Here is a 25,028-nt window from a genome sequence, read left to right on the forward strand (position 1 = left end):
TTTCGCCTGGAGCAATACTCCAAATAACCCCTGATTTCTATTTCTGATTAGAATATTCCTTAAATCATATCAAACCTTGCATATTCTGCAATTTTCGCCGGAATTTTAATGCCGTTTTCGGTTTGGTTATTTTCCAAAAGTGCCGCCATAATTCTTGGCAAAGCCATTGCGGAACCGTTCAACGTGTGAACCAATTGGGTTTTTCCTTCGCCTTTAAACCTGCATTTCAATCGGTTTGCCTGGAAAGTCTCGAAATTGGAAACGGAAGAAACTTCAAGCCATTTTTCCTGAGCCGCACTCCAAACCTCGAAATCATAAGTCATTGCCGAAGTGAATCCCATATCACCACCACATAATCTCAAAATTCTGAATGGCAGTTCCAAATCGGTTAGGATTCCTTTCACGTGCTCCACCATTTCTTCCAAAGCAGCATAAGAATTTTCCGGTTTTTCAATCCGCACGATTTCCACCTTTTCAAATTGGTGAAGACGGTTCAATCCACGAACATGCGCTCCGTAACTTCCGGCCTCTCTTCGGTAACATTGCGAAAAAGCTGTATTTTTAATGGGCAAATCTTTTTCTTCCAACAAAACATCGCGGTAAATATTGGTCACCGGAACTTCTGCGGTCGGGATCAAATAGAGATTATCTTCATTGATGAAATACATTTGTCCCTCTTTATCCGGAAGTTGGCCGGTTCCGTAACCGGATGCTTCATTGACCACATGTGGGGGATTAACTTCCAGGTAACCTGCATCAGTATTGGTATCTAGGAAAAATTGAACCAACGCTCTCTGCAAGCGCGCTCCTTTTCCCAAATAAACAGGGAAACCGGCACCAGCGATTTTCACGCCGAGTTCAAAATCTATCAAATTGTATTTTTTCGCCAATTCCCAATGCGGAATTGCGCCTTCTCCAAGACCTTTCACATCGTGGGATTGGTAAATGATTTCGTTGTCTTCTGCAGAAGTTCCCGCAATTACTTTTTCGTATGGAATGTTTGGGATCAGGTAAAGAATTTCCTGCAGTTTACTTTCGGAATCCCGTAATTTTTGTTGAAGAACCTGCGAATTTTCTTTGTATTCCGCGGTTTTTGCTTTGGCAGCTTCAGCTTCTTCTTTTTTTCCTTCTTTCATCAAAATCCCGATTTCTTTCGAGATTTTATTCATCTCCGCCAAATTTTGGTCGAGTTCAAATTGGTATTTTTTTCGTTCGTCATCAGTAGAAATCGCTTCGTCAACCAATTCCAGCTGCTTGAAATTTCTCTTATTTAAACCTTGGATAACGCGTTCCTTATTTTCGCGTAAAAAATTAACCTGTAACATCTTGTTGGGTAATAAGTAATGGATTAGGAGCAATAAAATATTGCACAAAAATGAAGTGCAAATTTAAGGATTATTTGGTGATTTTCACGATGTTTGGCTCGCCGTCCACTTTTGAAAATTTCAGGATGCCATTGTACCATATTTTTGAAACCTGAAAGAGTGTCGGAGAAAAGGAGTAATTGATGGTCATGGTGTCATTGGAAATCCGGTTGGTATCATTGACTTTTTTGGTGAGAATCAGTGCGATTTTAGACTGATAAGTTTTGTTGTTTCCGGTGGAATCTATTAGTTTCCTTTTTGCACCAGCCACATATTCAATGAAATTGATGGTGTCCGCATCTTTTTTTGGATTAAAGGAAACCGGCGCATTGTCGGTAATTCCGTACACATCATTCATTCTGATGTTGGTGTACGAACCGGCGATTTTGGGGTTCAGCATATCCTGGTTTGCAGAATCGATGTAAAGATGGATAATCTGGTCAATTTGCTGCATTCCGGATTCGTCATTTCTGCAGGAAAGAAACGCAAAAAAAACAACCACTAAGACAGCCATTAGATTTTTCATGATGGCAAAGATAATTATTTTCTACGTTGAAGACTTTTTAGCAAAAGTGAAATTTCACCTTTAGACAAAAGAAAATCCCGGATATCGAAATCGGTAATCTGGTAGAATTTCCAAAACAGTATTGCAGATGAAACGCAATAAGATACCGTGGTCACGATACACGCTCCCGCAATTCCCCATTTTGGAATGAGATACCATGAACCGGCAATCGTAAACAGAACTCCTACAATCGATTTCACGTTTAAAATCCGAAGCTTATTCATACCGGCAAAATAATTTCCCAAGATATTACTCGCTGCAATCGCCAAAATTCCCGGAGATAAAAGGAAGATCACTTCTTTGCTTTGGCCGAAATCTTTGCCGAAAATCAGCACATAAATTTGTGCCGGAATTGCAAAAAGAATGAGGATGAAAATGAGGGTTGCCAAAGTGCTGATTTTTAGGGAGATCTTGGTCTTGACAATCGCTGCATTCTGATCCGAGGTATTGACTACATCCGAATAAAGGACCAAAGATAAACTTCTGCTCACCGTCCAAATTGCTTCGGAAAGAGCAACTCCGATCGAATAGATTCCCACGCTGGATAATCCTTTGAAGAACTCTATGAAATAAAAGGACAGCCGGTAATTCAGAAACTGCAGAAATGAACTGAGCTGGGTTTTGTAGCCGTAATCGAATAATTTTGTGATAATGTCTTTTGAAAAGGAAACCGCTGAAAAGTCACAGTGTTTCAAAATCTGATAGGTACTAACGGCGACCAAAAGAAGCAAGCACAGGATCTGTCCCACAAAATACGTTTGAACTTCAGTTTCATTGAAAAGATAAACCAATCCCAAAATAAACAGAATCTGCAATCCCTGCTGCAAAATCGTGTAGATATTGAAGTTTTTGATGTTCCGCCGTCCCACGAAGAGATTGATATTTGCCGAAAGCAAAGAAGTGAGGACCGAAAGAATAATCAAGTAGGATAAAAATTCCTGTTGATGGGTAAATCCGATAAGGAAAGGAACCGAAACACCCGAAAGAACCGCCCAAAGATAGGCATAAGGCAAAATCTGTTCGGTCTTCAATTTTGATGCGAAATAAGTCACGCTTGATCCCACGAAAATATTCCCCACAAAACCCACGATCGCCAAATCCGCAATCACGATGGAAATGATGCCTTTACCCGAACTTCCCCAATAATTGGTTGTGAAAATAACCAGCCCGAAATTTAAGATCAAGATCAAAAACCTGGAAACGAAAGTCTGTATGGCGGTTTGTTTCATCTTATTTCAAGGCAAAATTCACGAAATCAACAAACGATTTGCTGATGAGTTTCCAGTTGTATTTTTGTTCGAAAAGTTGTCGCGCATTTGTGGCGTGTTGGCGATAAAGATCCGGATTTTCAATGTATTTTAAAATCAAATCCGAAATCAGACCGGAATCTTTCGGGTTGACCAAATATCCAAATTTTGATGTGTCCACATCATTTCTGGTTGCCTTCAAATCGGTATAAATCACCGGTTTTCCCGAACCGGCATAATAATAAATTTTGATCGGACTGCAGTGGTGGTTTTCGAAATTCACTTCCCTTAAATCAAAACAAATATCCGCATCGGAGTAAGTTTCGGTGAATCTTTCAAATGAAGTGGATTTCCTTATTTCAAGATTTTCGAAACGGTATTTTTCCAAGAGATTTTCGAAAAAAATTTGGTCTTTGTCTTTTCTGGTTCCACCGATTAAGAGGATGGATACCTTCAAATCCGGATTTTTTTCTTTCACTTTTGAGACGGCTTCAAAAAAATTTCCGATCCCTTTTTCTTCGGAAAATTGTCCGGTATAGCAAAGCTTGATTTCGTTTGTTGCTAAAGTTTTGATGTTTTCATGAATATATTCTTCATTCGGAAAATAGGGCAGAAATAGCTTTTTCTTAAACGGGAAAAAATAAGCCAGTGGAAATTTTTTTGTTTTTTCACCGAAAATAAAATGCGTGCTTAGAAATCCCGCATATACTTGAATTAAAAAAAACTTGACCGCATGAATGATATTTAAAGGAAATTTAAAATTTGCGACCATCCTCATGGAAGGATACCATTCGGTGATGTCATAGATCAGGCTGACTTTTTCTGATTTGGAATATTTTTTTGCTGCGATAATTGCTAAAGGTTCTGAGCAAATCAAGCAATCCGGCTGAAAGGAGTTGATAACTTTTTGGAATGCAGCAACTTTCTCCTCTGAAGACTTTTCTAGTATTGAATAGGATTCAATTTCAATTCCGGCCAAATCACCCCGAAAATCAGCACAAAGACTGCAGATTTTCACCTCATTTCCCTGTTTCAAAAGTTCTTTCGCCTGATGGTGAAAAATCCTGTCATCATCATATCGGTGGGAAGTGGTAAGGAAGAGGATTTTGGACATGGTTTTGATTGCTTTACAAAAATACCTTTTTAATTTCCATCAACAAAAAAACCTTTTCAACTTTTGCTCTGTTGAAAAGGTTTCCAATATTTTCAGGGCATTTAATCCAGATAAATTCCTGCCCAACTTCTGTTCAAAGGCAGCAGGAAATCACTTAAAAATGCGACATAAGTATCTTTAGAAAAGTCAAAGACCTGGATGTCTTTCGAAATGGAACCTTCCTTCAACCCTTTTTTGAAATCCTGCAGTTTCATGGTCTTGATTTCGCCATTTTCCACAAAACTTGCTTTCATTCTGTCGAAAAGTCCCAGTTCAAATTCCTGGTCGATTTTTTTCATAAATCTGCCCAAAGTATCGATGGAACATCCTGAAGCTTCTTCTTTTTCCTCGTCCACACAAATGATGATGAATTGGTTTTTCTCGATTTTAAAGGAAGAGGAAAGCGCTTTTTCATGAGCGGCCCAATCTGAAAGGAAATCGTATAATTTCTCAGAAATAATTTTGGCTTCCTTGGTGGTGAATGGTCTGGATGCGGGAAAAATAATCACCCGGTAATCGTTGGTTTCTACTATGGTGGATTCTTCTATTTTCATTTCGTTGATTCTAAGGCACAAATTTAGGCAATTTTTTTAGTTTCAACCGGTGTGATTGCATAGAGAACATGATGAATAAAAGCAGCAAGTCGAGAACCCAAAGCTTTACAACAGCAGTTTTCGAAAGTGCCAGAACTTGTGGATCTAAATTCAGAAAAGAAATCCTCTATTGTTTTTCAGGTCAAATCAAAGATCCTCCGCTTCCGCCAAAAGTTCTGCAATATCTTTCACCGCCACATTGTCGGTTCGGTTGAAGTGTTTCACTCCGTCGGTCATCATGGTCATGCAGAATGGACAACCGGTTGCGATAATGTCTGGTTTTTCTTCCAAAGCTTCCTCGGTTCTTTCCACATTGATGTCTTTATTTCCTTTTTCCGGTTCCTTAAACATTTGTGCACCTCCTGCACCGCAGCAAAGTGCATTGGATTTGCATCGTTTCATTTCGACCAGTTCTGCATCCAGTTTTTTGAGAAGGTCTCTCGGTGCTTCATATTCTCCGTTTCCTCTTCCCAAGTAACATGGATCGTGGAATGTGATTTTTTTGCCACTGAAACTGCCGCCTTCAATTTTCAGACGGCCTTCTTCCATTAATTTTTTCAGGAACTGGGTGTGGTGCATCACCTCGTAATTTCCGCCTAATTCCGGATATTCATTTCCGATGATATTAAAACAGTGCGGACAAGCCGTGACGATTTTTTTGATTCCATAACCATTCATGATTTCAATGTTGGTGAAAGCCATCATTTGGTAAATGAATTCGTTTCCGGCACGTTTTGCGGGATCACCGTTGCACGATTCTTCCTGACCCAACACAGCGAATTCTACGCCGACTTTATGCAAGATTTTGCACAAAGCTTTGGTGATTTTTTTCGCGCGGTCGTCAAAACTTCCTGCACAGCCCACGAAAAATAAAACTTCGGGCATTTTTCCTTCGGCAGCATATTCTGCCATCGTCTTTATTTGGAATTCCATTTTCTTATAAGAATTAGTAGTCAGCGATAAAAATTGGCTTAAAATTCAGGATAATTTTTCAAGTTATTCGGTTACCCAGTTCAAGCGATCTGCCTGATTATATTGCCATGGAGCAGCGTTGTTTTCTATATTGTTATTCATCAGCTGCCATTCGTGCGGCATTGAGGATTCTTCCATCACCATAAATCTGCGTAATTCCACGATGATTGAAAGCGGATCAATCAATACTGGGCAAGCTTCTACACAGGCATTGCAGGTGGTACACGCTAAAACTTCTTCTCTGGAAATATGGTCGTCCAGGAGTTTTTTGCCGTCATCCACGAATTTTCCGTTTTTGTTGATGTTTCTTCCCACTTCCTCGATTCTGTCACGAGTATCCATCATGATTTTTCGCGGTGAAAGTTTCTTGCCGGTCATGTTCGCCGGACAAACCGCAGTGCACCTTCCACATTCGGTACAGGAATAGGCATTGAGCAGCTGAACTTGATTTAGATCAAAAACATCGCTCGCCCCGAATTTTTCTGGGACAGCATTTGGGTCTGCTTCCGGAGCGGCTGCATACGGATCTGCATTAGGATCCATCATGAGCTTAATTTCCTGGGTCACGGAAGCCAGATTATTGAACTGGCCTTTCGGTTTCAGGTTTGAAAACCACGTGTTCGGAAACGCCAAAATAATATGTAAATGCTTGGACCAATAGAGGTAGTTCATGAAAAACAGTATCCCGATGATATGAAACCACCACGCCCCACGTTCTGTGAAATGTAGCATTCCATCGCTGAAATTCTGAAATAGTAGTCCCAAAGTGTTTGAAGAAATCGGAAAACTTCCGTGTGGAGGCAAAATATTTCTTTGCTGAAGTACCCAATCTGCCGCATTCATTTTGTAGAAAGCCATCATCAATGCGAATTCGATGATCAGAATCCAGTTTGCATCCTGTTTTGGCCAACCGAAAAGTTCCTTCATCGTCAATCTTTTCACGCCATAGAAATTTCTTCGGATGAAGAAAATCACCACTGCGATGATTACCAGTAAAGCAAGAACTTCTAAGGTCGCAGTGAACGCGCGATACACGGAGGCTCCAAAAACGCCCGCCAGAAAACGGTGCGTCCCGAAAATTCCATCCACTAAAATCTCCAACAATTCCAGATTGATGATGACGAATCCCACATACACGAAGATATGCAGAATCCCCGCAATTGGCCGCTTTGTCATTTTGCTTTGTCCGAGTGCCACTTTTCCCATGACCTTCCATCGGACTGATGCCTGGTCGCTTCGGTTGATTTCTTTGCCGAGTTTGATGTTTCGGTAAATTTCTTTTAAGCTTTTAAAGAAAAGCCCGAAACCTACTGCGATTGCGATTACGAAAATAAGGTTGTCAATATATTGCATATTGAAAGGGTTTTAGTCTTTGCTGTTTTTCCCAAAAACCGAAAAATTAATGTAGCGTTTCGGATTCGCCTTCATATCCTCGATTAATTTATTCAGATTTTCGGTAGCGGTGGTTAAATTATTGTAAAGTAATTCATCTTTAGTCAATTTACCAAGTGAACCTTCGCCATTCTGTATGCCGGTAATAACATTGTTTAGTTTGTCCGAGGTCTGGCTCAGTTTGGTTATGGCATTGTTAAGGTTTTTCACATCCACTTCATCGGCCACCTTACCGTATTTGTCGATGGTGGTTTTCGCGCTTATGGTGGCGAGATTCGCATTGTCAAGTACTTTTTGGATTCGTGGGTCATTGTTGGCGAGAAGCTCGTTGGTTTGTCTGGAAGTCCTTTCAAATGCGGAAACTGTTTTGTTCAGGTTGATGAGTATCGCCCGTATTTCCGCTTTGTTTTCATCGTTCAACAGCTGATTTGCATTATTGGTCAAGGAATCGATTCTTTTCAGAACCACTTGCACCTGATCTTTTACCGGACCGATTTGCGACGAAATATTATTCATCAGTGAAAGTTTGAATGCGCCTTCCAATGTGTCGCCGTCTTTTGCCATCGGTTGTCCATAAGCTAGATTAATCCTCATTTCTTTTCCGGACATCAATCCCGGTTCGAAAATTTCTAAGGTTGATTTTTTTGAAAACTCAAAATTATCATCAACCATTACTTTCACCACAAAGTGGATTTTCCCGTCTTTTTCGGTAATCGGAATAATTCTGTCAACCTGACCAACTTTCAACCCGTTGATAGAGACCGGATTGGAGGCTGCTAAACCTTCTACATTGTCAAATTTCGCGTAAAAAATATTGTCTGTTGTAAAGAGACTTTTGCCTTTCATGAACTGAAACAAAAACACGAAACCAATGATGGCAAAAAGTGCTATGAGACCAGCTTTTATTTCTTTTGTGAATTTCACTATTTTCGGGATTTTAATGAACAAATATAGTACATTTTAAATAAACCAATTAGCGTTTAGCTTGCATAATTGCGCAAAAAAAGCGACTTTTTGAAAGTCGCTTTGATGTTGATTATGATCAAGATTTTACTGTGCAGCTTGCTGGTTGTAAATCTCGATGCGGTAGTCTTTGATTTTCGCGTTATCTTGAAGGCTCTTCAGAAACAGTTGCCCAAATTGTTGTGCATTCTGCCCTTGAATTCCTTCTTGAATTTGTTTCAGATCTCCAGGTTGTTTGTTGATCGTTTCGGATTTTTTCACCAATACATAAACGCCGGTCATTCCTTCCACAGGGTTCGAAATTTTTCCTTTTGCCACTCCAAATGCGGCACCGGCAACTTTTGGTTCCATTGAGCCAGCAACTTGTGGGTTAAGTAAATTGACCTGTGCAGATTGTTTGGTTGCGCTGAATTGTTTTGCGATTTGATCCAAATTAGCCGCTTTCGCAGAATTTATTTTAGCGATGATCTGTTTTGCAATAATTTGGTTTCTTACAATCGGTTCAATTTGGTTTCTAACCGCTTCCGGATCAGCTGTTCCTGCATCCTGGATTCCGTTCAGGTAAGCTACGATTCTGTCACCCGTTCCTTCCACTGTGAAGATATCGGTGTCGCCTTTATTTCTTTTTTTGTTGAAAGCCCAAGCGATTACTTCTTCGTCTTTATCGGTTCCCAAACCTGGAATTTGTCCTTGGAATCTTCCTACTTCCGTTGGATTCAGGAATTGGTAATTGTTTTTCTTGGCCACATTGGCAAATTCGTTGAAGGATTTCCCCTGAATTTGCTGGATGAATTTAGTTGCTTTGGTGTAAACATCATTTTCAGTTTTATCTGAAGCCTTGATTTGTTTTACCAGATTCGCAACCTTATAGCCCATTGATCCGGACTTTTTATCCTGGATATTGATGATGTGGTAACCGAACTGTGTTTCCACCACTCCGGTTGAGCCTTTCCCGTTTGTAGCGAGGAAATGAAGAAATTCCGGAACAAAAGGAGTTGCAGGAGTTGTCCAACCCACACTTCCACCTTGTGCGGCAGAACCCGGGTCTGAGGAATATTTCAAAAATTCAGTAAATTTTGCAGGGTCAGCTTTCACTACTGCGCCTATAGAGTCTGCCAATTTCTTGGCTTCTTCTTTGGTTCTGGTAACATCTGCTCCGGCTTGATTTCCTTTGTAAGAAATTAAGATATGTCTGGAAAGCGTGGAATCCGAAGGTTTTTTGTCAACCAATTTGGAAACTACATAGAATTCTCCCTCTTTGTAAGGTCCGAATGTAGTGCCAATTGCCGCTGAAGCGACTTTGTCCTTGATCTCAGCAGGAAGTTGGTTTGCCGAGAAATACTGTGGATTAAATGGAATATCGGAATTCAACGCCACATACATGGAATCATGAGTAGTGTTTTGGAAGTTTTCTTTCCCTTCACTCAGGTCGCTTCCTTCTGTAAACAGTTTGTTGATTTCTTTTAAAGTGGCAGCATCGTCAGCAGCACTTGGAACAGCAGGAAAATGTACGATTCCCAAATTTCTGCTCGCATCTCTCTTGAACATGATCGGGTGTTTTTTCACATAAGCCGCCAAGTCATCTCTGGTCACTTTCACGGGATTTTTTTGAGCATAGGCATCGTAATCCACTTTCACGAAATCGATTTCGGCCATATTATCACGCTGTCTCATGATTTCTTCGGCTTCCTTTTTACTCACAGTCACCCCTGCAGAAACATTTGCGAAAACTTGTCTAGCCATCATTCTATATTCAATGGCTTGTCTGGTTTTCAGCCAGTTGTTATACATTTCCGCGTTGGTTGCTTTTAATTCTTCAACCTGTTTTTTGATTTCCTGGATTTTAAAGTTGCCTTTGGCGTCAAAGTTTTCTTTGTTTTGGGCAAACATCGGGTCAAACTGAAGTTGGTTCCAGAACATTTCGTCAGTCAGTTTCAATCCCATTTTTTCAAACTGCTGTTTGATTAATTTGGATTGCACTGTGAGTTGCCATGCCTGTTCTTCCAAACCTTTTGTTGGTCTGCCTTGTTGCTGTGCCTGTTGCTGAAGGATGAAAAGCTGGTTGTCGAAATCTTCTTTGGTGATTTCTTCGCCATTTACTTTTCCGAAAATACCTGGTTTTGCCCCAAATAATTTTTCTAAACTGTCTGGATTTACCACGAATGCCAACATTGCCACCGCGATAATCCCCATCAAAAGCCAGGGTCTGTTTCTAATCTCGCCTAAAACTGCCATCTTTTTGTATAATTTTATCAGTCTGCGAAAATACACATTTTTAACAGATTAGAAAAAAAATTAAAAATTAATTTCTGAAGGGGTTTTTAAGAATATGGAAATTTTGTCTAAATTTTCATGTGGCACAAAGGTTGTCCATTTATTGGTGCCTTTTTACAGAAAGTAATTTGATGGAAATGGCGGAAAAGGTTTAATTAATACTCCAATTAAAGTGACAATATGTCATTAGAATAATTATGACAGAATTTGAAGATATCAATTTTGAAGAAATGATGGGCGATAGTTTCAGCATAGTAGCAGAGGAAATCAACCTGAATGATTTTGTGGAGACTCCCGAAAATAAAGATCAGAAAGTATTTCCTATTCTTCCGGTTAGAAATATGGTGATGTTTCCAAAAGTGGTGATTCCGATCACTGCAGGTAGAGAAATGTCCATCAAACTTCTGGAGGAAGCGCAGCGTAAAAATGAGTTCATCGGGATTTTGAGCCAAAACAATTCCCAGGTTGACAATCCCACGTTCAGCGATATGTACCAAGTGGGAACCTTGGCGAAGATTGTGAAAATCATCAAACTTCCGGATGGAAATACCACCGCGATTACCAAAGGCTTCCAAAGGTTTAAAGTAAAAGGCTTCACCGCTTCAACCCCTTTTTTTAAAGCTGAAATCACCAAGCTCAAAGATGTTGCACCAAAGCAACCCGAAGAATACGATGCACTTTTGGAAAACATTAAAGATCTGGCTCTGAAAATCATCCAACTTGATCCTAATATCCCAAATGCCGCCAATTTTGCGATCAATAATATGAGCGACAATGAGGATTTACTGAACTTCATTTGCACCAATGCCAATTTTCCTACTGCAGATAAGCAAAAACTTTTGGAAGAGAAAAGTTTGACCCTCCGTGCCGAGAAATTATACCAATTGATGCACGACGATTTCCGCAAATTGGAACTCAGGAACCAAATCCACCTGAAAACCAACAAAGAACTCGATAAAAGCCAGCGGGAATATTTCCTGAACCAACAGATGAGAACGATCCAGGAAGAATTAGGTGGTGGTCCGGAATCTGATGTGAATGAACTTTTGGAGAAAGCAAAAAAAATCAAATGGAATGAGGAGGTAGATGCTCATTTCAAAAAAGAAATCAACCGCCTCCAAAGACAAAACCCCAATTCCCCTGATTATAATGTTCAGAGGAATTATCTTGATTTTTTCACAGATTTGCCTTGGGAAACTTATTCGAAAGATATTTTTGATATCAAGAAAGCGGAAAGGGTTTTGGATAAAGCACATTTCGGACTGGAAGATATTAAGAAAAGGATTTTGGAACACATGGCGGTTCTCAAACTTAAAAACAACATGAAATCCCCGATTCTTTGTTTGGTCGGTCCTCCAGGAGTGGGTAAAACCTCCCTCGGAAAATCAATTGCGGATTCTTTGGGAAGAAAATATGTAAGAGTTTCACTCGGTGGACTTCACGATGAATCCGAAATCCGCGGACACCGAAAAACCTACATTGGAGCAATGGCGGGAAGAATTTTGCAATCCATCAAAAAAACCGGCACCTCTAATCCGGTGATTGTTTTAGACGAAATCGACAAAATTGGTCAGGGTGTTCATGGAGACCCGAGTTCCGCACTGCTGGAAGTTTTGGATCCCGAACAGAATAATTCCTTTTACGACAATTTCCTTGAATTGGGTTACGACCTGTCGAAAGTATTGTTTATTGCAACTGCAAACTCCCTTTCCACCATTCAGCGACCGCTTTTGGACCGGATGGAAATCATTGAAATCGCAGGGTACACTTTAGAAGAAAAAGTGGAAATCGCAAAAAGGCACCTGATTAAAAAACAAATGGAGGAAAATGGCTTGGACCCAAAATCTTTCAAACTCGGAAACCCTGAACTGAAGCATATCATCGAGGCACATACTTCCGAAAGCGGCGTTCGTGGACTGGAAAAACAGATTGCCTCCGTTGCAAGGTGGGTGGCTTTGCAAACCGCGATGGAATCGCAATATGATCCAAAAATTTCAATCGATAAAGTGGATGAGATTTTGGGGGTTCCACGTCCGAAAAGTATTTCGGAAATTACCGGAACTCCAGGTGTGGTAACCGGTTTGGCGTGGACACAAGTGGGAGGCGATATTCTCTTCATCGAAAGTATTTTGAGCGAGGGAAAAGGGAACCTCACGATGACGGGAAATCTCGGAACCGTGATGAAGGAATCTGCAACGATCGCACTGGAATACATTAAGGCGAAACATGATGAACTGGGAATTTCCAGCGAAGAAATGCAGGAAAAAAACATTCACATCCACGTTCCGGAAGGAGCTACTCCGAAAGACGGACCGTCTGCAGGAATTGCGATGCTGACTTCCATGGTTTCAAGTTTTAGAAATAAGAAAGTGAAACCGCATTTGGCAATGACCGGTGAAATTACGCTTCGCGGAAAAGTACTTCCGGTAGGCGGAATCAAGGAAAAATTACTTGCAGCAGCTAGAGCTGGAATCAAGGAAATCATTCTCTCTGACGCGAATCAAAAAGATGTGGAAGAAATCAAGAAAGAATACTTGAAAGATTTGAAAATCAATTATGTAAAGCGAATGCGGGAAGTGATTGATTTGGCGATTGAGGAATAACTTTTCGAAAATGAAAATTTGCCGCGAATGCAAGAAAAAATTAAACTGCATTCGTGGTATTTTTTTATCTTTGATTACGCAAAATATTTAAAATGAACGCAATACGCCAATACTATAAAATAGACGAAACCCGAGAAATCAAGATTTCTATTCCGGATGACTTTCTTGCGGATGAAGTTGAAGTAATCGTTCTACCCACGAAACTGCAGTATGAAATTTCTGAAGAAACCAAGAAAATGGTGATGGAAAGATGGGATGAGTACTGTAGAAATCCAGATGGTGTTCAGGGTTTTGACGAAACAATTGAAAACGTTAGAAAGCGGATTAATGATTTATGAGGTCATAAATAAGGAGTTAGTCGATGAAGATTTGTTTGAAGGTGCTTATTATTATGCTCAAATATCAATCGAACTTTCAAACCGTTTTTTGGATGAGTTTCATATTGCGAGAGAATTCATTTCCAAATTTCCTTATGCAAACGACGAGATTTACGGTGAAAACATCCGGCTTCATCTTCTGTTAAAGTTCCCTTATCACATTCATTATGTTATAGATGAAGAAAGAAAGCAGGTGATTGTTCTTGCAGTGATTTTCGGAAAAATGGGGAATATCGACTTTTCTAGACGAAAATAATCAAAAATCAAGATTTCATAAAAAAAAATAATTCCCGAGAAAATTTTTGTCGTTTCTTTGTTTAGAGAAATTCAAACCTAATTCCATGAAAGAAATCAAACTCCCTTTTCTGGTCAGATTAACCTTTGTCTTGATTAGCATTTTGGCAGTGGGTTATTTGGCGGTGATCGGGAAAACCATTTTGGCGCCTTTGTTTTTTTCTTTTTTAATGGCGCTTTTGCTCCTTCCTTTTGCCAAGTTTTTGGAAACAAGGCTGAAGTTCAGGCGGGCTCTTTCCACATTTTCTTCAGTATTGGTTATGGGAGTGGTTCTCACGGCGATTCTCTACTTTTTTGCGTCGCAGCTAAGCGATTTCACAAAAGATTTCCCCGTTTTGCAGAAACAGGTCACCAAATCACTGCTTGAACTGCAGGTTTGGATATCGAAAACCTTTCATCTCAATATCAGCAACCAGTGGAAATACATCAACCAGGGATTGGAAAAACTGCTTTCCTCCACGGGAATAATTTTGGGTTTCACGGTTGCCATGTTCTCATCTTCATTGGCGTTCGTGATTTTCAGCATTTTGTTTTTCATTTTCATTTTAAATTACAGAAGGCTGCTCTACCATTTCATAGTTGCCGTATTTACCGAAAAACATACCATGAAAGTTCATGAGGTGATGGCAGAGATTCAAAGAATCATCAAATCCTATATTTCCGGACTTTTTATTCAGATTCTGATTGTCAGTGTTTTAACAATTGGTTTGCTCACGTTGCTTGATGTGAAATACGCGATTTTGATCGGTGTTTTGACCGGATTGATGAATCTGATTCCCTATATCGGAATTTTCGTTTCTTGTTTGCTTGCTTGCTTGATTTCGTTCGCAACCGGAGGAACCGCAACGCTTTTTGTGCTGATCGGCTATGTGGGAATTCACGTGATCGATGGGAATATCATTTTGCCTTTGGTGGTAGGATCCAAAGTGAAAATCAATGCGTTATTCACTTTCATCGGATTATTGGTTGGTGAGGCGATTTGGGGAATTTCGGGAATGTTTTTGAGTATTCCATTCTTGGCAATCTTAAAAATTATTTTTGAAAGGGTAGAAGGTCTTCAACCTTGGGGAAAAGTGCTCGGTGAAGAAACCCGAATCAGAAAACCACGCCGAAAATACAAGATTACCAAGAACATCACCCTGCACGAAAAAGAGTGATAATTTACAAAGCTCATCTAATCAAGCCCTTAAAATTGTAGGATCACTTTACAATTGGTTTAAAATCTGTTTACAAAGATCTTCCCAATTTCATACGGAAATTTGGTTTTAACAAATCAGAAAATATTTCCATTATGAAAAATTCAGCATCCAAAATCGTCCTGGCTTCGCTTATCCTTGCAGCCATTTTTTCGTGTAACAAAAATGAAACTTCCGGCGGATATGCGGCAGAAAGTGCGGTTCCGCTTGCAAAAGATTATGCCGAAGCAGTTTCAGATTCCGTTTCTTCCGTTGCCACATTGCAGGTGAAAGACAAGCAGTTCGTCAAATCTGCCGAGGTAAACATGGAGGTGAAAGATGTTTATGAAGCCACCATTTCCATTGAAAAAAGCCTGGAAGATTTGGGAGGTTTCGTGACTTCGAGCAATTTAAATTCAAGGATTTTGTCTGAGGAAACCTTCAATACTTCCGATGAAAATGCCACTCTGGTAAGAAAATTCCAAACTGAAAATTCCATGCAGGTTCGTGTTCCCACTGAGAAACTGGGAGTTTTTCTCACTTTTATCAATGACAAAAAAGTATTTCTGAATTCCCGGGTAATCCTTGCAGAAGATGTCACTTCCAATATCAAACTTGCTGAACTGGAAGCCAAAAGAATTTCGAAAACCGGCGAAAATATTGAAAAACTGAAAACCGACAAAGACAAGGTGAAATTGAGCGATGAAAACATGGGCGAAGGAAATCAGCAAAAAGTGGCCAGTTTTGAAATGACCGATCAGCTGAAATATTCCACGGTGGATATCTACATCAAAGAACCGAAAATCAGCATTGCGGCAATTCCGGTCACCAACTCGAAAAATATGGACAATAAATACAAGTTCAACTTTTTCTATGACCTGAAAAATGCTTTTGTGGAAGGATTTTATCTGATTCAAAAACTAACGGTAGGTTTGGTTTCAATCTGGCCATTAATTCTGATCGGAGGCGTTGTTTTCTGGATTTTCAGAAAGAGAAAGTCTTTGGTAAAACTTGCAAAATAGGCTATCTGCTGATTTTTTAAAATCTAAAACCTTTAACTTCCGGAAGTTTCCCGGAAGTTTTTTTGGATTCCTCAGTTTTTTCTGATGACGGCCGGTTTTGAAATCGCCTCATTCACTTTGTTCATAAATACTTGATATTCTGCTATTTCGTTCGTATTAAAAACGACTTTATTAATCAAAAGTGTCCACGTGAAAACATTTTGCTCGTCAACTTTTTCACTTCCCTGTACAAATTGCAGATTACCCCCGAACGCCGAAACCTTTTGTTCAAAGCCGTCCGTTTTCGCAGAAAAATTGGTCGGAAGTTTTGTTTTCAACTGAACGGTTGCCTGAAAAGGGTAATCCAGCATGATCGGATAATCTCGGTCTTTTTCTATGGATAACTCGCGCATGGTTTTTGAAAAAGGGTTTTCTATCATTAAAAACGAATCGGTGGATTTTTCAAACGTGACCGTGGACTCACTGATTTTCCAGTCGTTTTGAAGGACCTCTTTTGAATCGCGGTTTTTAGCTCCTTTAAAAACATAGAAATGTTCAGGTTTAAATTTGGGAGTATCCAGGTAGCCATTCACACGATCCTGAATGGATAATTTTCCCTGTTCACTATTCAGTTCAAGCTCCTGAACCGAAATAAACTGTGAAAGATTGGGAGAAATTGACAAGAATGATTCCACGGGACTTTCCAATTCCAAAACAATATTGTTAAAGAAATTTAGAGATGGATATTTCAGGTTTTTAGGGTCAGAAGTTGCACCGTCAATCAGTAGTTTTTCACCTTGGTCAATTTCCACAATATTATTTATAGTCTGCAACCGAGAAAAGATGGGATATGCGGTAATAATTTGTCCGGTGCTTCGTAAACTGTTGATGACCAGTTCTGAACGGATTCCTTTTGTCTTCAAAATCCCTTGAAGCAGAATATTGAAATCTGCGGAATTTCCTTTTTTTGTCTTCAGAAAATCATCCTGCAGATTGCCGGTTCTAAATGCGACATATCGATCCCACTCAAAATTTCCACGAAGGTATTCCACGGTGTTTTTCAAAGTTTCGAACTTGGTCGCTCCATTGGGTATCTTCATTGAAATCGTGGCAAAATCAACATTTTTCATGCTTTTTGACAAATCGGTCGCCACTACTCTTTTAAATCCGTTCCATGAGTTTTCGGAATAATAAGTACCATGAAACCTTTGCTCTGCTGTAAACTGAAAGAATAATTTTTCCCGAAAATCCTCGGGATTATAGATGTGGGTAAAAACTTGGGAACTCGGAAGATTGAATAGTTCCCATTCTCTCACGTTTTTTTTGCCGCCGTACTTCTTGGTTAATTTTGCACCGTTTAAAATCATGCGATATGCGAAATTCGACGCCAATTGCAGACTGAGTTTGGAGGATAAAGTCGGAATATCGTTTTGAAATCTCCAAGGTGATGCAAATAAATCATAAGGTCTGGAAATCTCCACTTTATATTCGATGACTGAACCAACTCCCACATTCGGAAAAGCGATCGCAATTTCTTGAATTCCATTCACATTGCTCACGATAATGTCTTTTTTTTCAACTGGCGAAATCACCGTTTTCCCATCCACGATATTGATGGTTTGCGCACCTTTTAGAACTACATTGTCATTTATCCTTTTTGTCCTAAAGCTCCATTTTCGCTCCGCTTTGCCAAATCCGGAAGGCGCAAGGATTTTCGTGCGGCCATACTCTTCCAATTCGTAACCGTAATCAGTAATTTTAAGTTTGCCCACTTCTGAAAGTATTACCGCATCTGCAGTGGGCTCATAAGACACTTCCGTGAGTGCAATCTCTTCTGGGGACAATTTTCCCCATTTCGTGTCCTGCGAAGCTGCGGTAAACATTACGAAACACAGCGCAAAACGTAAAGTCTGTTTCATGTCCGTTCAAAGTATAATTTTTTCAAATTTAATAATAAATCATATTCGGTAATCAAATACAGTCATCTGAAATCCTTAATTTTGCATTTCTAAAGTTGAAAGCAGTACCGCAAAAACTTTGGAACAAGAAAGTGATTAAAAAAAGCCTTAAAATCTGAGTTGTCAGAAAAATGAAGGCCATGTCAACCGAAACCAGAAAAAAATGTTTCCAAAAATAAATCCCACCCAAACCAAAGCATGGCAAGATCTCAACGATTATTTTGCCCAAAATGATTTCGAACTGCGATCCCTTTTTCAGAATAATCCAAAAAGGTTTGACCAGTTTTCTGTGAAAAGGGAAAATTATCTTTTTGATTTTTCTAAAAACCTGATCGACGAAAAAACTTTTGAGCTGCTTCAAAACTTAGCGGTGGAATGTAAAGTGAAAGAAGCGATCTCCGCAATGTTCTCAGGCGAAAAAATCAATGAAACCGAAGGAAGGGCGGTTCTTCACACAGCTTTGCGGGATTTTTCAAATCAGCCGATTTTGGTGGATGGCGAAAACATAAAACCAAAAATCAGGAAAGTTCTGGATCAGATGAAATCTTTTTCCGAAAGCATCATTTCCGGCGAACATACCGGTTTTACAGGAAAAGTAATCACCGATGTGGTGAATATCGGAATTGGTGGATCAGATTTGGGTCCGGTGATGGTGGTTTCTGCACTGAAGCATTTTAAAACCAGATTAAATGTGCATTTCGTTTCAAACGTAGATGGAAACCATATCGCGGAAACCTTAAAAACGCTGAACCCCGAAACTACCCTTTTCATCATCGCCTCCAAAACATTTACCACCCAGGAAACGATGACCAATGCGGAATCTGCGAAATCATGGTTTTTGAAGCGGGGAAAACGGGAGGATGTTGCAAAACATTTTGTGGCTTTATCCACTAATATTCAATCGGTTAAATCGTTCGGAATTGCGGAAGCGAATATTTTTGAATTTTGGGATTGGGTCGGTGGAAGATACTCGCTTTGGAGTGCAATTGGTTTAAGCATTTCGCTCGCTGTAGGTTTCGAGAATTTCGAACAATTGCTTAAAGGTGCCCATGAAACCGATAATCATTTTCAGAATGCGGATTTCAAAGAAAATGTCCCGGTTCTGATGGCGCTTTTGGGGATTTGGTACCGAAACTTTTTTGATGCACCTACTTATGCAATTCTGCCTTATTCACAATATTTGGATCGTTTCGCAGCTTATCTTCAGCAGGGAGACATGGAAAGCAACGGAAAATGCGTGGATAGAAATGGCGAGTTTGTGCAATATGAAACCGGGCCGATTATTTGGGGTGAACCAGGAACAAACGGTCAACACGCATTTTATCAGCTGATTCATCAGGGAACCGAATTGATTCCCGCGGATTTTATCGCCTATGTGAAATCCCCAAATCAGGTTTCCGACCATCAGGAAAAATTATTGGCCAATTTCTTCGCACAAACTGAAGCCTTGGCTTTTGGAAAAACCGAAGAAGAAGCAAGAGAAGAATTGCTCCAATCAGGGCAACCAGAGGAGGAAGTGGAACGTTTGGTGAACTTCAAAGTCTTCCATGGAAATACGCCGACGAACTCACTTTTAATCAATGAATTAACTCCTTTTTCATTAGGTCAACTCATTGCGCTTTATGAGCATAAAATTTTTGTGCAGGGAGTAATCTGGAATATTTTCAGTTTTGACCAATTTGGGGTGGAACTGGGAAAAGTTTTGGCAGGAAAAATCCTGAAAGAACTGGAAATTAGTGAAAAAGTGAGCGCCCATGATTCGTCAACAAACGGTTTGATGAATTACTTTCTGCAAAAAAAGTAAAGTTGAAATAAATCTAAAAAAGTTAAAAATGGCACAAATTCTTGACGGACTGAAAGTTTCAAAAGAGATCAAGGAAGAGATCAAAAACGATGTACAGAAGATCCTGGCATCGGGAAAAAGGGCGCCTCATTTGGTGGCAATTTTGGTGGGAAATAACGGCGCGAGTGAAACCTATGTCCGAAGCAAAATCAATGACTGCGCTGAAGTGGGCTTCAAATCTTCATTGGTCCGTTTTCCGAGCACTGCTTCCGAGGCGGAGCTTTTAGAGAAAATCCAAGAACTCAACATGGATCCCGAAGTGGACGGTTTCATTGTGCAGCTTCCGCTCCCGAAACAGATGGATCAGGAAAAGGTCATTATGGCAATCAATTCGCACAAAGATGTAGATGGCTTCCATCCTGAAAATTTCGGAAGGATGGCTTTGGAAATGAGCACGTTCCTCCCGGCAACACCATTTGGAATTCTGACGCTTTTGGAAAGGTATAATATTGAAACGAAAGGTAAAAACTGTGTGATTATCGGAAGGAGTAAAATCGTGGGAAGACCGATGAGCATCTTGATGGGAAGAAAAGATTTCCCAGGGAACGCCACCGTTACGGTAACCCATTCCTACACGCCGCATATTGAAGATTTTACCAGAAATGCAGATATTGTGATTACCGCTTTGGGCGATCCGCTATTCCTAAAAGCTGATATGATCAAGGAAGGTGCCGTGGTTGTGGATGTGGGGATTTCCAGAGTGGAAGATGACTCCAAAAAAGGGTATCATTTGGAAGGGGATGTGGATTTTGAAAGTTGCGCGCCAAAAGCAAGCTGGATCACGCCGGTTCCCGGAGGAGTGGGACCTATGACCAGAGCAATGCTGCTGAAAAACACTATTTTAGCATATAAGCATACTATTTATAAAGATTAAATTCGGCTGGAAAACAGCGATCGAAGAAAGAATAGTTGACAAATCTCAAAATGTGGAAAGCGAGCTTTAACGCTCCATCAGAAAAGATTTTAAGGTGAGAATTATGACGAACGAAGAAGAAATATTATTGAACCAAGGCAGAATGCTTCCAGTGATGGAGCATTTTTATACCTTGCAAGGAGAAGGTGCACATACCGGAAAAGCCGCCTATTTCATCAGATTGGGTGGTTGCGATGTAGGCTGCCATTGGTGTGATGTGAAAGAAAGCTGGAATCCGGAATTGCATCCTTTGATGGATGCGGAAGAAGTGGCGAAAACCGCCGCGAAATATTGCAAAACCATTGTGTTGACCGGTGGCGAACCTTTGATGTATAACCTGGATGTTTTGACCCAAAAATTAAAGGAACTCGGCTGCGAAATCCATATAGAGACTTCCGGAGCGTATGAAATGAGCGGGATTCTGGACTGGATCACGCTTTCGCCCAAAAAAACCAAGTTGCCTACAGAAGAAATATATGCCGAAGCTAATGAACTGAAAATGATCGTCTATAACCAGAGCGATTTCAAATTTGCGGAGGAACAGGCGGCAAAAGTTTCAGAAGATTGTGTACTTTACCTGCAAAGCGAATGGAGCAAGCGGAATGAAATGTACCCGAAAATCACCGATTTCATTTTGGCCCACCCGAAGTGGAAAGCATCCGTTCAGACCCACAAATATTTGAATATTCCGTGATTATTGGTACATTTACATTCTTGTAAATAAGGCTTTATGCAAAAAATTCGATTTTCTCGATATTTCAAGGTCATTTTTATTTTGCTGGATGTATTGGTCATTGCGGGAGTTTTTCTGTATTTTTTCTTGCGCAATAATGAGTTCAAGTATGATCGCGAAATTTGGGAGCAAAACCTGCTTTCATTAATTCTTCTCACATTGTTCTGGATTTTGCTCAGCGGTAGAACCAGACTGTATTCCATCGCGCGAAACCTTACCTACACAATTTATTTGGAGCGGCTGATCACCCATATTTTTATTTTTATTTTCGGAGTGATTTTGTTGGCAAAGGTCAGTAACAATGATTTTCTCAAGCAAGATCGCTTTCTCATCGCAATCAGTCTGTTTATTTTTCTTTACCTCATTAAGTCTTTGGTATTTTTTGCATTAAAGTATTTCAGAACCTTGGGAATCAACCACAGAAACGTAATGTTTTTGACCGAAGATGCCTCCGCAAAAATATTGAGGAACATCCTGGAGGAAAGAAAGGATTATGGTTTCAAAATTTTTGATTATCCCCAAACGGACCGAAACGATTTTGACAAACTAACGCATTTCTGGGAGGAAAATGGAATCCACACCATGTACCTTTCCAATGAGCCCAAAAATGGTTCCAGAGAATTCGAGCGGGAAATATTCAGACTCGCAGATTTGCACAAAATACGGATATCGCTGATTCCTAGCATTATTGAAAACAATTTTTTTCAATATGATTTGGGATATATTGAAACGCAGCCCATCTTGGTGCGGGCGAAATTTCCTTTGGAATATTTAACCAATTCCATCGTGAAAAGAAGTATTGATATCCTTTTCTCCATATTGGTTCTCGTTGGAATTTGCTCCTGGCTATTCCCAATAATTGCGATTTTAATCAAAATCGGAAGCAAGGGGCCGGTGTTTTTTATTCAGAAAAGATATGGCTTTCATGACCATGTTTTTAACTGTATCAAGTTCAGAACCATGTATGTGAACGGAAACTCCGCTACCAAAACCACGGAGGAAAACGACACGAGAATCACCAAAATCGGCAGATTTCTGCGAAAGACAAGCCTGGATGAAATGCCGCAGTTTCTGAATGTTTTGAAAGGCGACATGTCGGTTGTGGGACCCAGACCGCATATGCTTTTGGTGGATGATTTCTATAAATTGAAAATTGGTAGATATTCCATTCGAAGCCTTGTGAGACCAGGAGTAACCGGACTTGCACAAGTGAACGGACTTCGTGGAGATACGGCGAAAGACATGGAAATTGAAATGCAGAAAAGGATTTTGGCTGATGCCTTTTATGTGAAAAACTGGAGTTTGAGCCTGGATTTCGTCATTATCCTGAAAACCATTTTTCTGGTGATTGCCGGAGACAAAAATGCCAATTAAAATCTGCTCAAAAAAATAAAAACACTAATTTAGCGGAATGTTAAAAAGATTTTTGAGTGAAGTTGGCGCTTATTTTCTTCTTTTGTCGAAATCGATCAAAAGACCACAAAAAATGTCGGTTTTTGGCAAATTATTGATGCGTGAGATCAACGATTTGGGAGTGAATTCCTTTGGTTTGGTTTTATTTACCTCAATCTTTGTAGGAGCGGTAGTAGCGATTCAGATGTTCAACAATTTCAGCGCATCATCCATCCCGATTCCGAAAGCTTTTATCGGTTATGCCACCAAAGCGGTACTGATTCTGGAATTTGCACCCACCATCATCTCTGTGATTTTGGCAGGGAAAGTCGGTTCATATATTGCGTCAAGTATCGGAACGATGAGGGTTACAGAGCAGATCGATGCATTGGACATTATGGGCGTGAACTCGCCAAACTTCCTGATTATGCCTAAGATTTTGGCGAGCGTAATTTTTAATCCGCTGTTAATTGCCATCAGTATTTTTATTGGATTGTGGGGCGGTTATTTGGCGGGACTCGCCACCGGGAACTGGAGCAAAGCAGATTATATCACGGGTGTTCAGATTTATATGCCTCAACATTTTATCTGGTACGCATTTTTTAAAACTGTGGTCTTCGCATTTTTGATTGCAACCATCCCGGCTTATTTCGGATATAATGTGAAGGGCGGTTCGCTGGAAGTTGGTCGTGCAAGTACACAAGCTGTTGTTTGGACCATTGTGGCCATCATCATCATGAATTTAATTTTAACCCAAATGTTCCTCAGCTGATGATTGAAGTAAAAAATTTAGAGAAAAACTTCGACGGAGTAGAGGTACTGAAAGGAATCAGCACTACTTTTGAGACGGGAAAAGTAAACCTGATCATCGGGCAGAGCGGATCCGGGAAAACCGTGTTCCTCAAAAGTCTGTTGAATGTTTACCAACCCACCTCGGGCGAAATTCTTTTTGACGGGAGAGATATCAATAAAATGTCGCGGGACGAAAAAATGTCGCTGCGTTCGGAGATTGGAACGGTTTTTCAGGGAAGTGCGCTGTTTGACTCCATGACGGTGGAAGAAAACATCATGTTTCCACTGGATATGTTTACAAATCTTTCTTTCCGCGAAAAAAAACGCCGGGTTTTTGATGTGGTGGGAAGGGTTCATCTCAATAAAGCCAACAGAAAATACCCGTCTGAAATTTCCGGTGGAATGCAGAAAAGAGTCGCCATCGCAAGAGCAATAGTAAATAATCCGAAATACCTATTTTGTGACGAGCCTAATTCCGGCCTCGATCCTTATACTTCAAATATTATTGACGACCTGCTTCTGGAAATTACCAAGGAATATAATACTACCACCATCATCAATTCCCACGATATGAATTCTGTGATGACGATTGGCGAAAAGATTGTTTATCTTCGTCACGGAATTAAAGAATGGGAAGGAAACAAAGAAATTTTGATCAACGCGGGAAATAAAAACCTGATTGATTTCGTTTATTCATCAGAGTTATTCAAAGAATTGCGTGAGTATTTCTTAGAAACAAATAAGACATCCATAGAAAATATAATCACTAAACCAAATCCTAATGAAACAGATTTTTAGCCTAATTTTAATTACAGCCACTACATTTGCCAGCGCTCAAATTAAATTAGCTGCCAAAGGGAACTTATTGTTTAAGACCGACAAACCGACGTGGGAAGCAATCTCTAATACGGCAACTGCGGCCTACAAAGAATCCGGAAAGAACAATATCGGGTTTAATTTTGGTGTATCGGCCAAAATTGAATTACCCGCAACTTCTTTTTTCCTTATGCCCGAAATCTACTACACCACTTTCAAATCTGAATTTGATGTTCCTGATGAAAACGTAACACTGGAGATCAAAAGTAATCGTATTGACATTCCGGTATTGTTAGGATATGATCTTTTCGGTGATACTTTAGGGGTTTTCGCAGGTCCGGTCGCGTCTTATAATTTTGACAAAAACGACCAGTTCAAAGATTTCACTGAAGATACTAAGAATAAATTTCGAATGGGATATCAGTTTGGTGCACAGGTTCAAATTTCAAAAATGATTCTGAATGCTAGATATGAAGGTGCATTCAGCGAGGATCAGCGGGATTTCATCAACAAAACAAATCCTTCCGATTACGTGGTGAGATATGACAGCAGACCAAGTATGTTGATATTCGGGGTAGGTTATCAGTTCTAAATACTAACTTACACTA

The 25,028-nt window shown here is 40.0% G+C and carries 22 protein-coding genes; 12 read left to right on the top strand and 10 right to left on the bottom strand.

From position 1 onward, the window contains the following. Positions 1 to 59 precede the first annotated feature (59 nt). From serS to ACM44_RS02875, 9 genes are all read right to left on the bottom strand, one after another. The gene (gene serS / locus ACM44_RS02835; protein ID WP_048498598.1) at positions 60 to 1,325 is read right to left on the bottom strand and encodes a serine--tRNA ligase; all 1,266 of its coding nucleotides are present in this window, start codon (positions 1,323 to 1,325) and stop codon (positions 60 to 62) included. Positions 1,326 to 1,395: 70 nt separating this feature from the next. Continuing rightward, complete coding sequence (locus ACM44_RS02840) at positions 1,396 to 1,878, bottom strand: hypothetical protein (RefSeq protein ID WP_241477130.1); 483 nt, start codon at positions 1,876 to 1,878, stop codon at positions 1,396 to 1,398. 26 nt (positions 1,879 to 1,904) lie between these two features. Continuing rightward, positions 1,905 to 3,158 carry an MATE family efflux transporter gene (locus tag ACM44_RS02845; RefSeq protein WP_048498600.1) on the bottom strand — a complete coding sequence of 418 codons (1,254 nt, stop codon included), beginning with the start codon at positions 3,156 to 3,158 and terminating at the stop codon, positions 1,905 to 1,907. 1 nt (position 3,159) lies between these two features. Beyond that, positions 3,160 to 4,290: a glycosyltransferase gene (locus tag ACM44_RS02850; protein WP_048498601.1), complete on the bottom strand. Its 1,131-nt coding sequence runs from the start codon at positions 4,288 to 4,290 to the stop codon at positions 3,160 to 3,162. A 101-nt stretch (positions 4,291 to 4,391) separates the two neighbouring features. Beyond that, on the bottom strand, positions 4,392 to 4,883 hold the full coding sequence (locus ACM44_RS02855; RefSeq protein WP_048498602.1) for a hypothetical protein: 492 nt from the start codon (positions 4,881 to 4,883) through the stop codon (positions 4,392 to 4,394). 186 nt (positions 4,884 to 5,069) lie between these two features. Next, positions 5,070 to 5,855, bottom strand: coding sequence for a (Fe-S)-binding protein (locus tag ACM44_RS02860; protein WP_048498603.1), 786 nt, complete (start codon positions 5,853 to 5,855; stop codon positions 5,070 to 5,072). A 63-nt stretch (positions 5,856 to 5,918) separates the two neighbouring features. Next, positions 5,919 to 7,247, bottom strand: a complete 1,329-nt coding sequence (locus ACM44_RS02865) for a (Fe-S)-binding protein (protein ID WP_048498604.1) — start codon at positions 7,245 to 7,247, stop codon at positions 5,919 to 5,921. Between the two features lie 12 nt (positions 7,248 to 7,259). Continuing rightward, on the bottom strand, positions 7,260 to 8,210 hold the full coding sequence (locus ACM44_RS02870; RefSeq protein WP_048498799.1) for an MlaD family protein: 951 nt from the start codon (positions 8,208 to 8,210) through the stop codon (positions 7,260 to 7,262). Between the two features lie 126 nt (positions 8,211 to 8,336). After that, positions 8,337 to 10,484, bottom strand: coding sequence for a peptidylprolyl isomerase (locus tag ACM44_RS02875; protein ID WP_048498605.1), 2,148 nt, complete (start codon positions 10,482 to 10,484; stop codon positions 8,337 to 8,339). A 236-nt stretch (positions 10,485 to 10,720) separates the two neighbouring features. Here ACM44_RS02875 and lon point away from each other — a divergent pair, with 236 nt between their 5' ends. From lon to ACM44_RS02900, 5 genes are all read left to right on the top strand, one after another. Further along, entirely contained in the window at positions 10,721 to 13,126 is a 2,406-nt protein-coding gene (gene lon / locus ACM44_RS02880) for an endopeptidase La (protein ID WP_048498606.1), read from the top strand. Between the two features lie 92 nt (positions 13,127 to 13,218). Next, positions 13,219 to 13,464, top strand: coding sequence for a hypothetical protein (locus ACM44_RS02885; RefSeq protein ID WP_048498607.1), 246 nt, complete (start codon positions 13,219 to 13,221; stop codon positions 13,462 to 13,464). Then, positions 13,430 to 13,759 (top strand): hypothetical protein, encoded by a 330-nt coding sequence (locus ACM44_RS02890; protein ID WP_183325330.1) that lies wholly within the window; start codon positions 13,430 to 13,432, stop codon positions 13,757 to 13,759. Before ACM44_RS02885 ends, ACM44_RS02890 begins: the two co-directional genes overlap by 35 nt. Before the next feature lie 85 nt (positions 13,760 to 13,844). Beyond that, complete coding sequence (locus tag ACM44_RS02895; protein ID WP_048498609.1) at positions 13,845 to 14,954, top strand: AI-2E family transporter; 1,110 nt, start codon at positions 13,845 to 13,847, stop codon at positions 14,952 to 14,954. 134 nt (positions 14,955 to 15,088) lie between these two features. Further along, the gene (locus ACM44_RS02900; RefSeq protein WP_048498610.1) at positions 15,089 to 15,994 is read left to right on the top strand and encodes a DUF4349 domain-containing protein; all 906 of its coding nucleotides are present in this window, start codon (positions 15,089 to 15,091) and stop codon (positions 15,992 to 15,994) included. A 71-nt stretch (positions 15,995 to 16,065) separates the two neighbouring features. Here ACM44_RS02900 and ACM44_RS02905 read toward each other — a convergent pair whose 3' ends face one another. Next, on the bottom strand, positions 16,066 to 17,892 hold the full coding sequence (locus ACM44_RS02905) for a DUF3857 domain-containing protein (protein ID WP_083993632.1): 1,827 nt from the start codon (positions 17,890 to 17,892) through the stop codon (positions 16,066 to 16,068). Between the two features lie 202 nt (positions 17,893 to 18,094). On the opposite strand from ACM44_RS02905, the gene pgi reads away from it, so the two are divergent. From pgi to ACM44_RS02940, 7 genes are all read left to right on the top strand, one after another. Continuing rightward, positions 18,095 to 19,735, top strand: a complete 1,641-nt coding sequence (gene pgi, locus ACM44_RS02910) for a glucose-6-phosphate isomerase (RefSeq protein WP_048498612.1) — start codon at positions 18,095 to 18,097, stop codon at positions 19,733 to 19,735. 28 nt (positions 19,736 to 19,763) lie between these two features. After that, positions 19,764 to 20,648 carry a bifunctional 5,10-methylenetetrahydrofolate dehydrogenase/5,10-methenyltetrahydrofolate cyclohydrolase gene (locus ACM44_RS02915; protein WP_048498613.1) on the top strand — a complete coding sequence of 295 codons (885 nt, stop codon included), beginning with the start codon at positions 19,764 to 19,766 and terminating at the stop codon, positions 20,646 to 20,648. Between the two features lie 103 nt (positions 20,649 to 20,751). Continuing rightward, positions 20,752 to 21,381: a 7-carboxy-7-deazaguanine synthase QueE gene (locus tag ACM44_RS02920; RefSeq protein WP_048498614.1), complete on the top strand. Its 630-nt coding sequence runs from the start codon at positions 20,752 to 20,754 to the stop codon at positions 21,379 to 21,381. A 36-nt stretch (positions 21,382 to 21,417) separates the two neighbouring features. Continuing rightward, positions 21,418 to 22,794 (top strand): exopolysaccharide biosynthesis polyprenyl glycosylphosphotransferase, encoded by a 1,377-nt coding sequence (locus ACM44_RS02925; protein WP_048498615.1) that lies wholly within the window; start codon positions 21,418 to 21,420, stop codon positions 22,792 to 22,794. Between the two features lie 37 nt (positions 22,795 to 22,831). Next, entirely contained in the window at positions 22,832 to 23,584 is a 753-nt protein-coding gene (locus ACM44_RS02930) for an MlaE family ABC transporter permease (RefSeq protein ID WP_048498616.1), read from the top strand. Continuing rightward, entirely contained in the window at positions 23,584 to 24,402 is an 819-nt protein-coding gene (locus ACM44_RS02935) for an ABC transporter ATP-binding protein (protein ID WP_048498617.1), read from the top strand. The genes ACM44_RS02930 and ACM44_RS02935 overlap by 1 nt, the downstream gene beginning before the upstream one ends. Continuing rightward, complete coding sequence (locus ACM44_RS02940; RefSeq protein WP_048498618.1) at positions 24,386 to 25,012, top strand: outer membrane beta-barrel protein; 627 nt, start codon at positions 24,386 to 24,388, stop codon at positions 25,010 to 25,012. Before ACM44_RS02935 ends, ACM44_RS02940 begins: the two co-directional genes overlap by 17 nt. Positions 25,013 to 25,028: the final 16 nt, after the last annotated feature.

This window comes from Chryseobacterium koreense CCUG 49689, from assembly GCF_001045435.1.
Taxonomy (GTDB): domain Bacteria; phylum Bacteroidota; class Bacteroidia; order Flavobacteriales; family Weeksellaceae; genus Kaistella; species Kaistella koreensis.

Coding starts and splice junctions, on each gene's coding strand:
- serS (WP_048498598.1), bottom strand. CDS start 1,325: ATGTTACAGGTTAATTTTTTACGCGAAAATAAGGAACGCGTTATCCAA.
- ACM44_RS02840 (WP_241477130.1), bottom strand. CDS start 1,878: ATGGCTGTCTTAGTGGTTGTTTTTTTTGCGTTTCTTTCCTGCAGAAAT.
- ACM44_RS02845 (WP_048498600.1), bottom strand. CDS start 3,158: ATGAAACAAACCGCCATACAGACTTTCGTTTCCAGGTTTTTGATCTTG.
- ACM44_RS02850 (WP_048498601.1), bottom strand. CDS start 4,290: ATGTCCAAAATCCTCTTCCTTACCACTTCCCACCGATATGATGATGAC.
- ACM44_RS02855 (WP_048498602.1), bottom strand. CDS start 4,883: ATGAAAATAGAAGAATCCACCATAGTAGAAACCAACGATTACCGGGTG.
- ACM44_RS02860 (WP_048498603.1), bottom strand. CDS start 5,855: ATGGAATTCCAAATAAAGACGATGGCAGAATATGCTGCCGAAGGAAAA.
- ACM44_RS02865 (WP_048498604.1), bottom strand. CDS start 7,247: ATGCAATATATTGACAACCTTATTTTCGTAATCGCAATCGCAGTAGGT.
- ACM44_RS02875 (WP_048498605.1), bottom strand. CDS start 10,484: ATGGCAGTTTTAGGCGAGATTAGAAACAGACCCTGGCTTTTGATGGGG.
- lon (WP_048498606.1), top strand. CDS start 10,721: ATGACAGAATTTGAAGATATCAATTTTGAAGAAATGATGGGCGATAGT.
- ACM44_RS02885 (WP_048498607.1), top strand. CDS start 13,219: ATGAACGCAATACGCCAATACTATAAAATAGACGAAACCCGAGAAATC.
- ACM44_RS02895 (WP_048498609.1), top strand. CDS start 13,845: ATGAAAGAAATCAAACTCCCTTTTCTGGTCAGATTAACCTTTGTCTTG.
- ACM44_RS02900 (WP_048498610.1), top strand. CDS start 15,089: ATGAAAAATTCAGCATCCAAAATCGTCCTGGCTTCGCTTATCCTTGCA.
- ACM44_RS02905 (WP_083993632.1), bottom strand. CDS start 17,892: ATGAAACAGACTTTACGTTTTGCGCTGTGTTTCGTAATGTTTACCGCA.
- pgi (WP_048498612.1), top strand. CDS start 18,095: ATGTTTCCAAAAATAAATCCCACCCAAACCAAAGCATGGCAAGATCTC.
- ACM44_RS02915 (WP_048498613.1), top strand. CDS start 19,764: ATGGCACAAATTCTTGACGGACTGAAAGTTTCAAAAGAGATCAAGGAA.
- ACM44_RS02920 (WP_048498614.1), top strand. CDS start 20,752: ATGACGAACGAAGAAGAAATATTATTGAACCAAGGCAGAATGCTTCCA.
- ACM44_RS02925 (WP_048498615.1), top strand. CDS start 21,418: ATGCAAAAAATTCGATTTTCTCGATATTTCAAGGTCATTTTTATTTTG.
- ACM44_RS02930 (WP_048498616.1), top strand. CDS start 22,832: ATGTTAAAAAGATTTTTGAGTGAAGTTGGCGCTTATTTTCTTCTTTTG.
- ACM44_RS02935 (WP_048498617.1), top strand. CDS start 23,584: ATGATTGAAGTAAAAAATTTAGAGAAAAACTTCGACGGAGTAGAGGTA.
- ACM44_RS02940 (WP_048498618.1), top strand. CDS start 24,386: ATGAAACAGATTTTTAGCCTAATTTTAATTACAGCCACTACATTTGCC.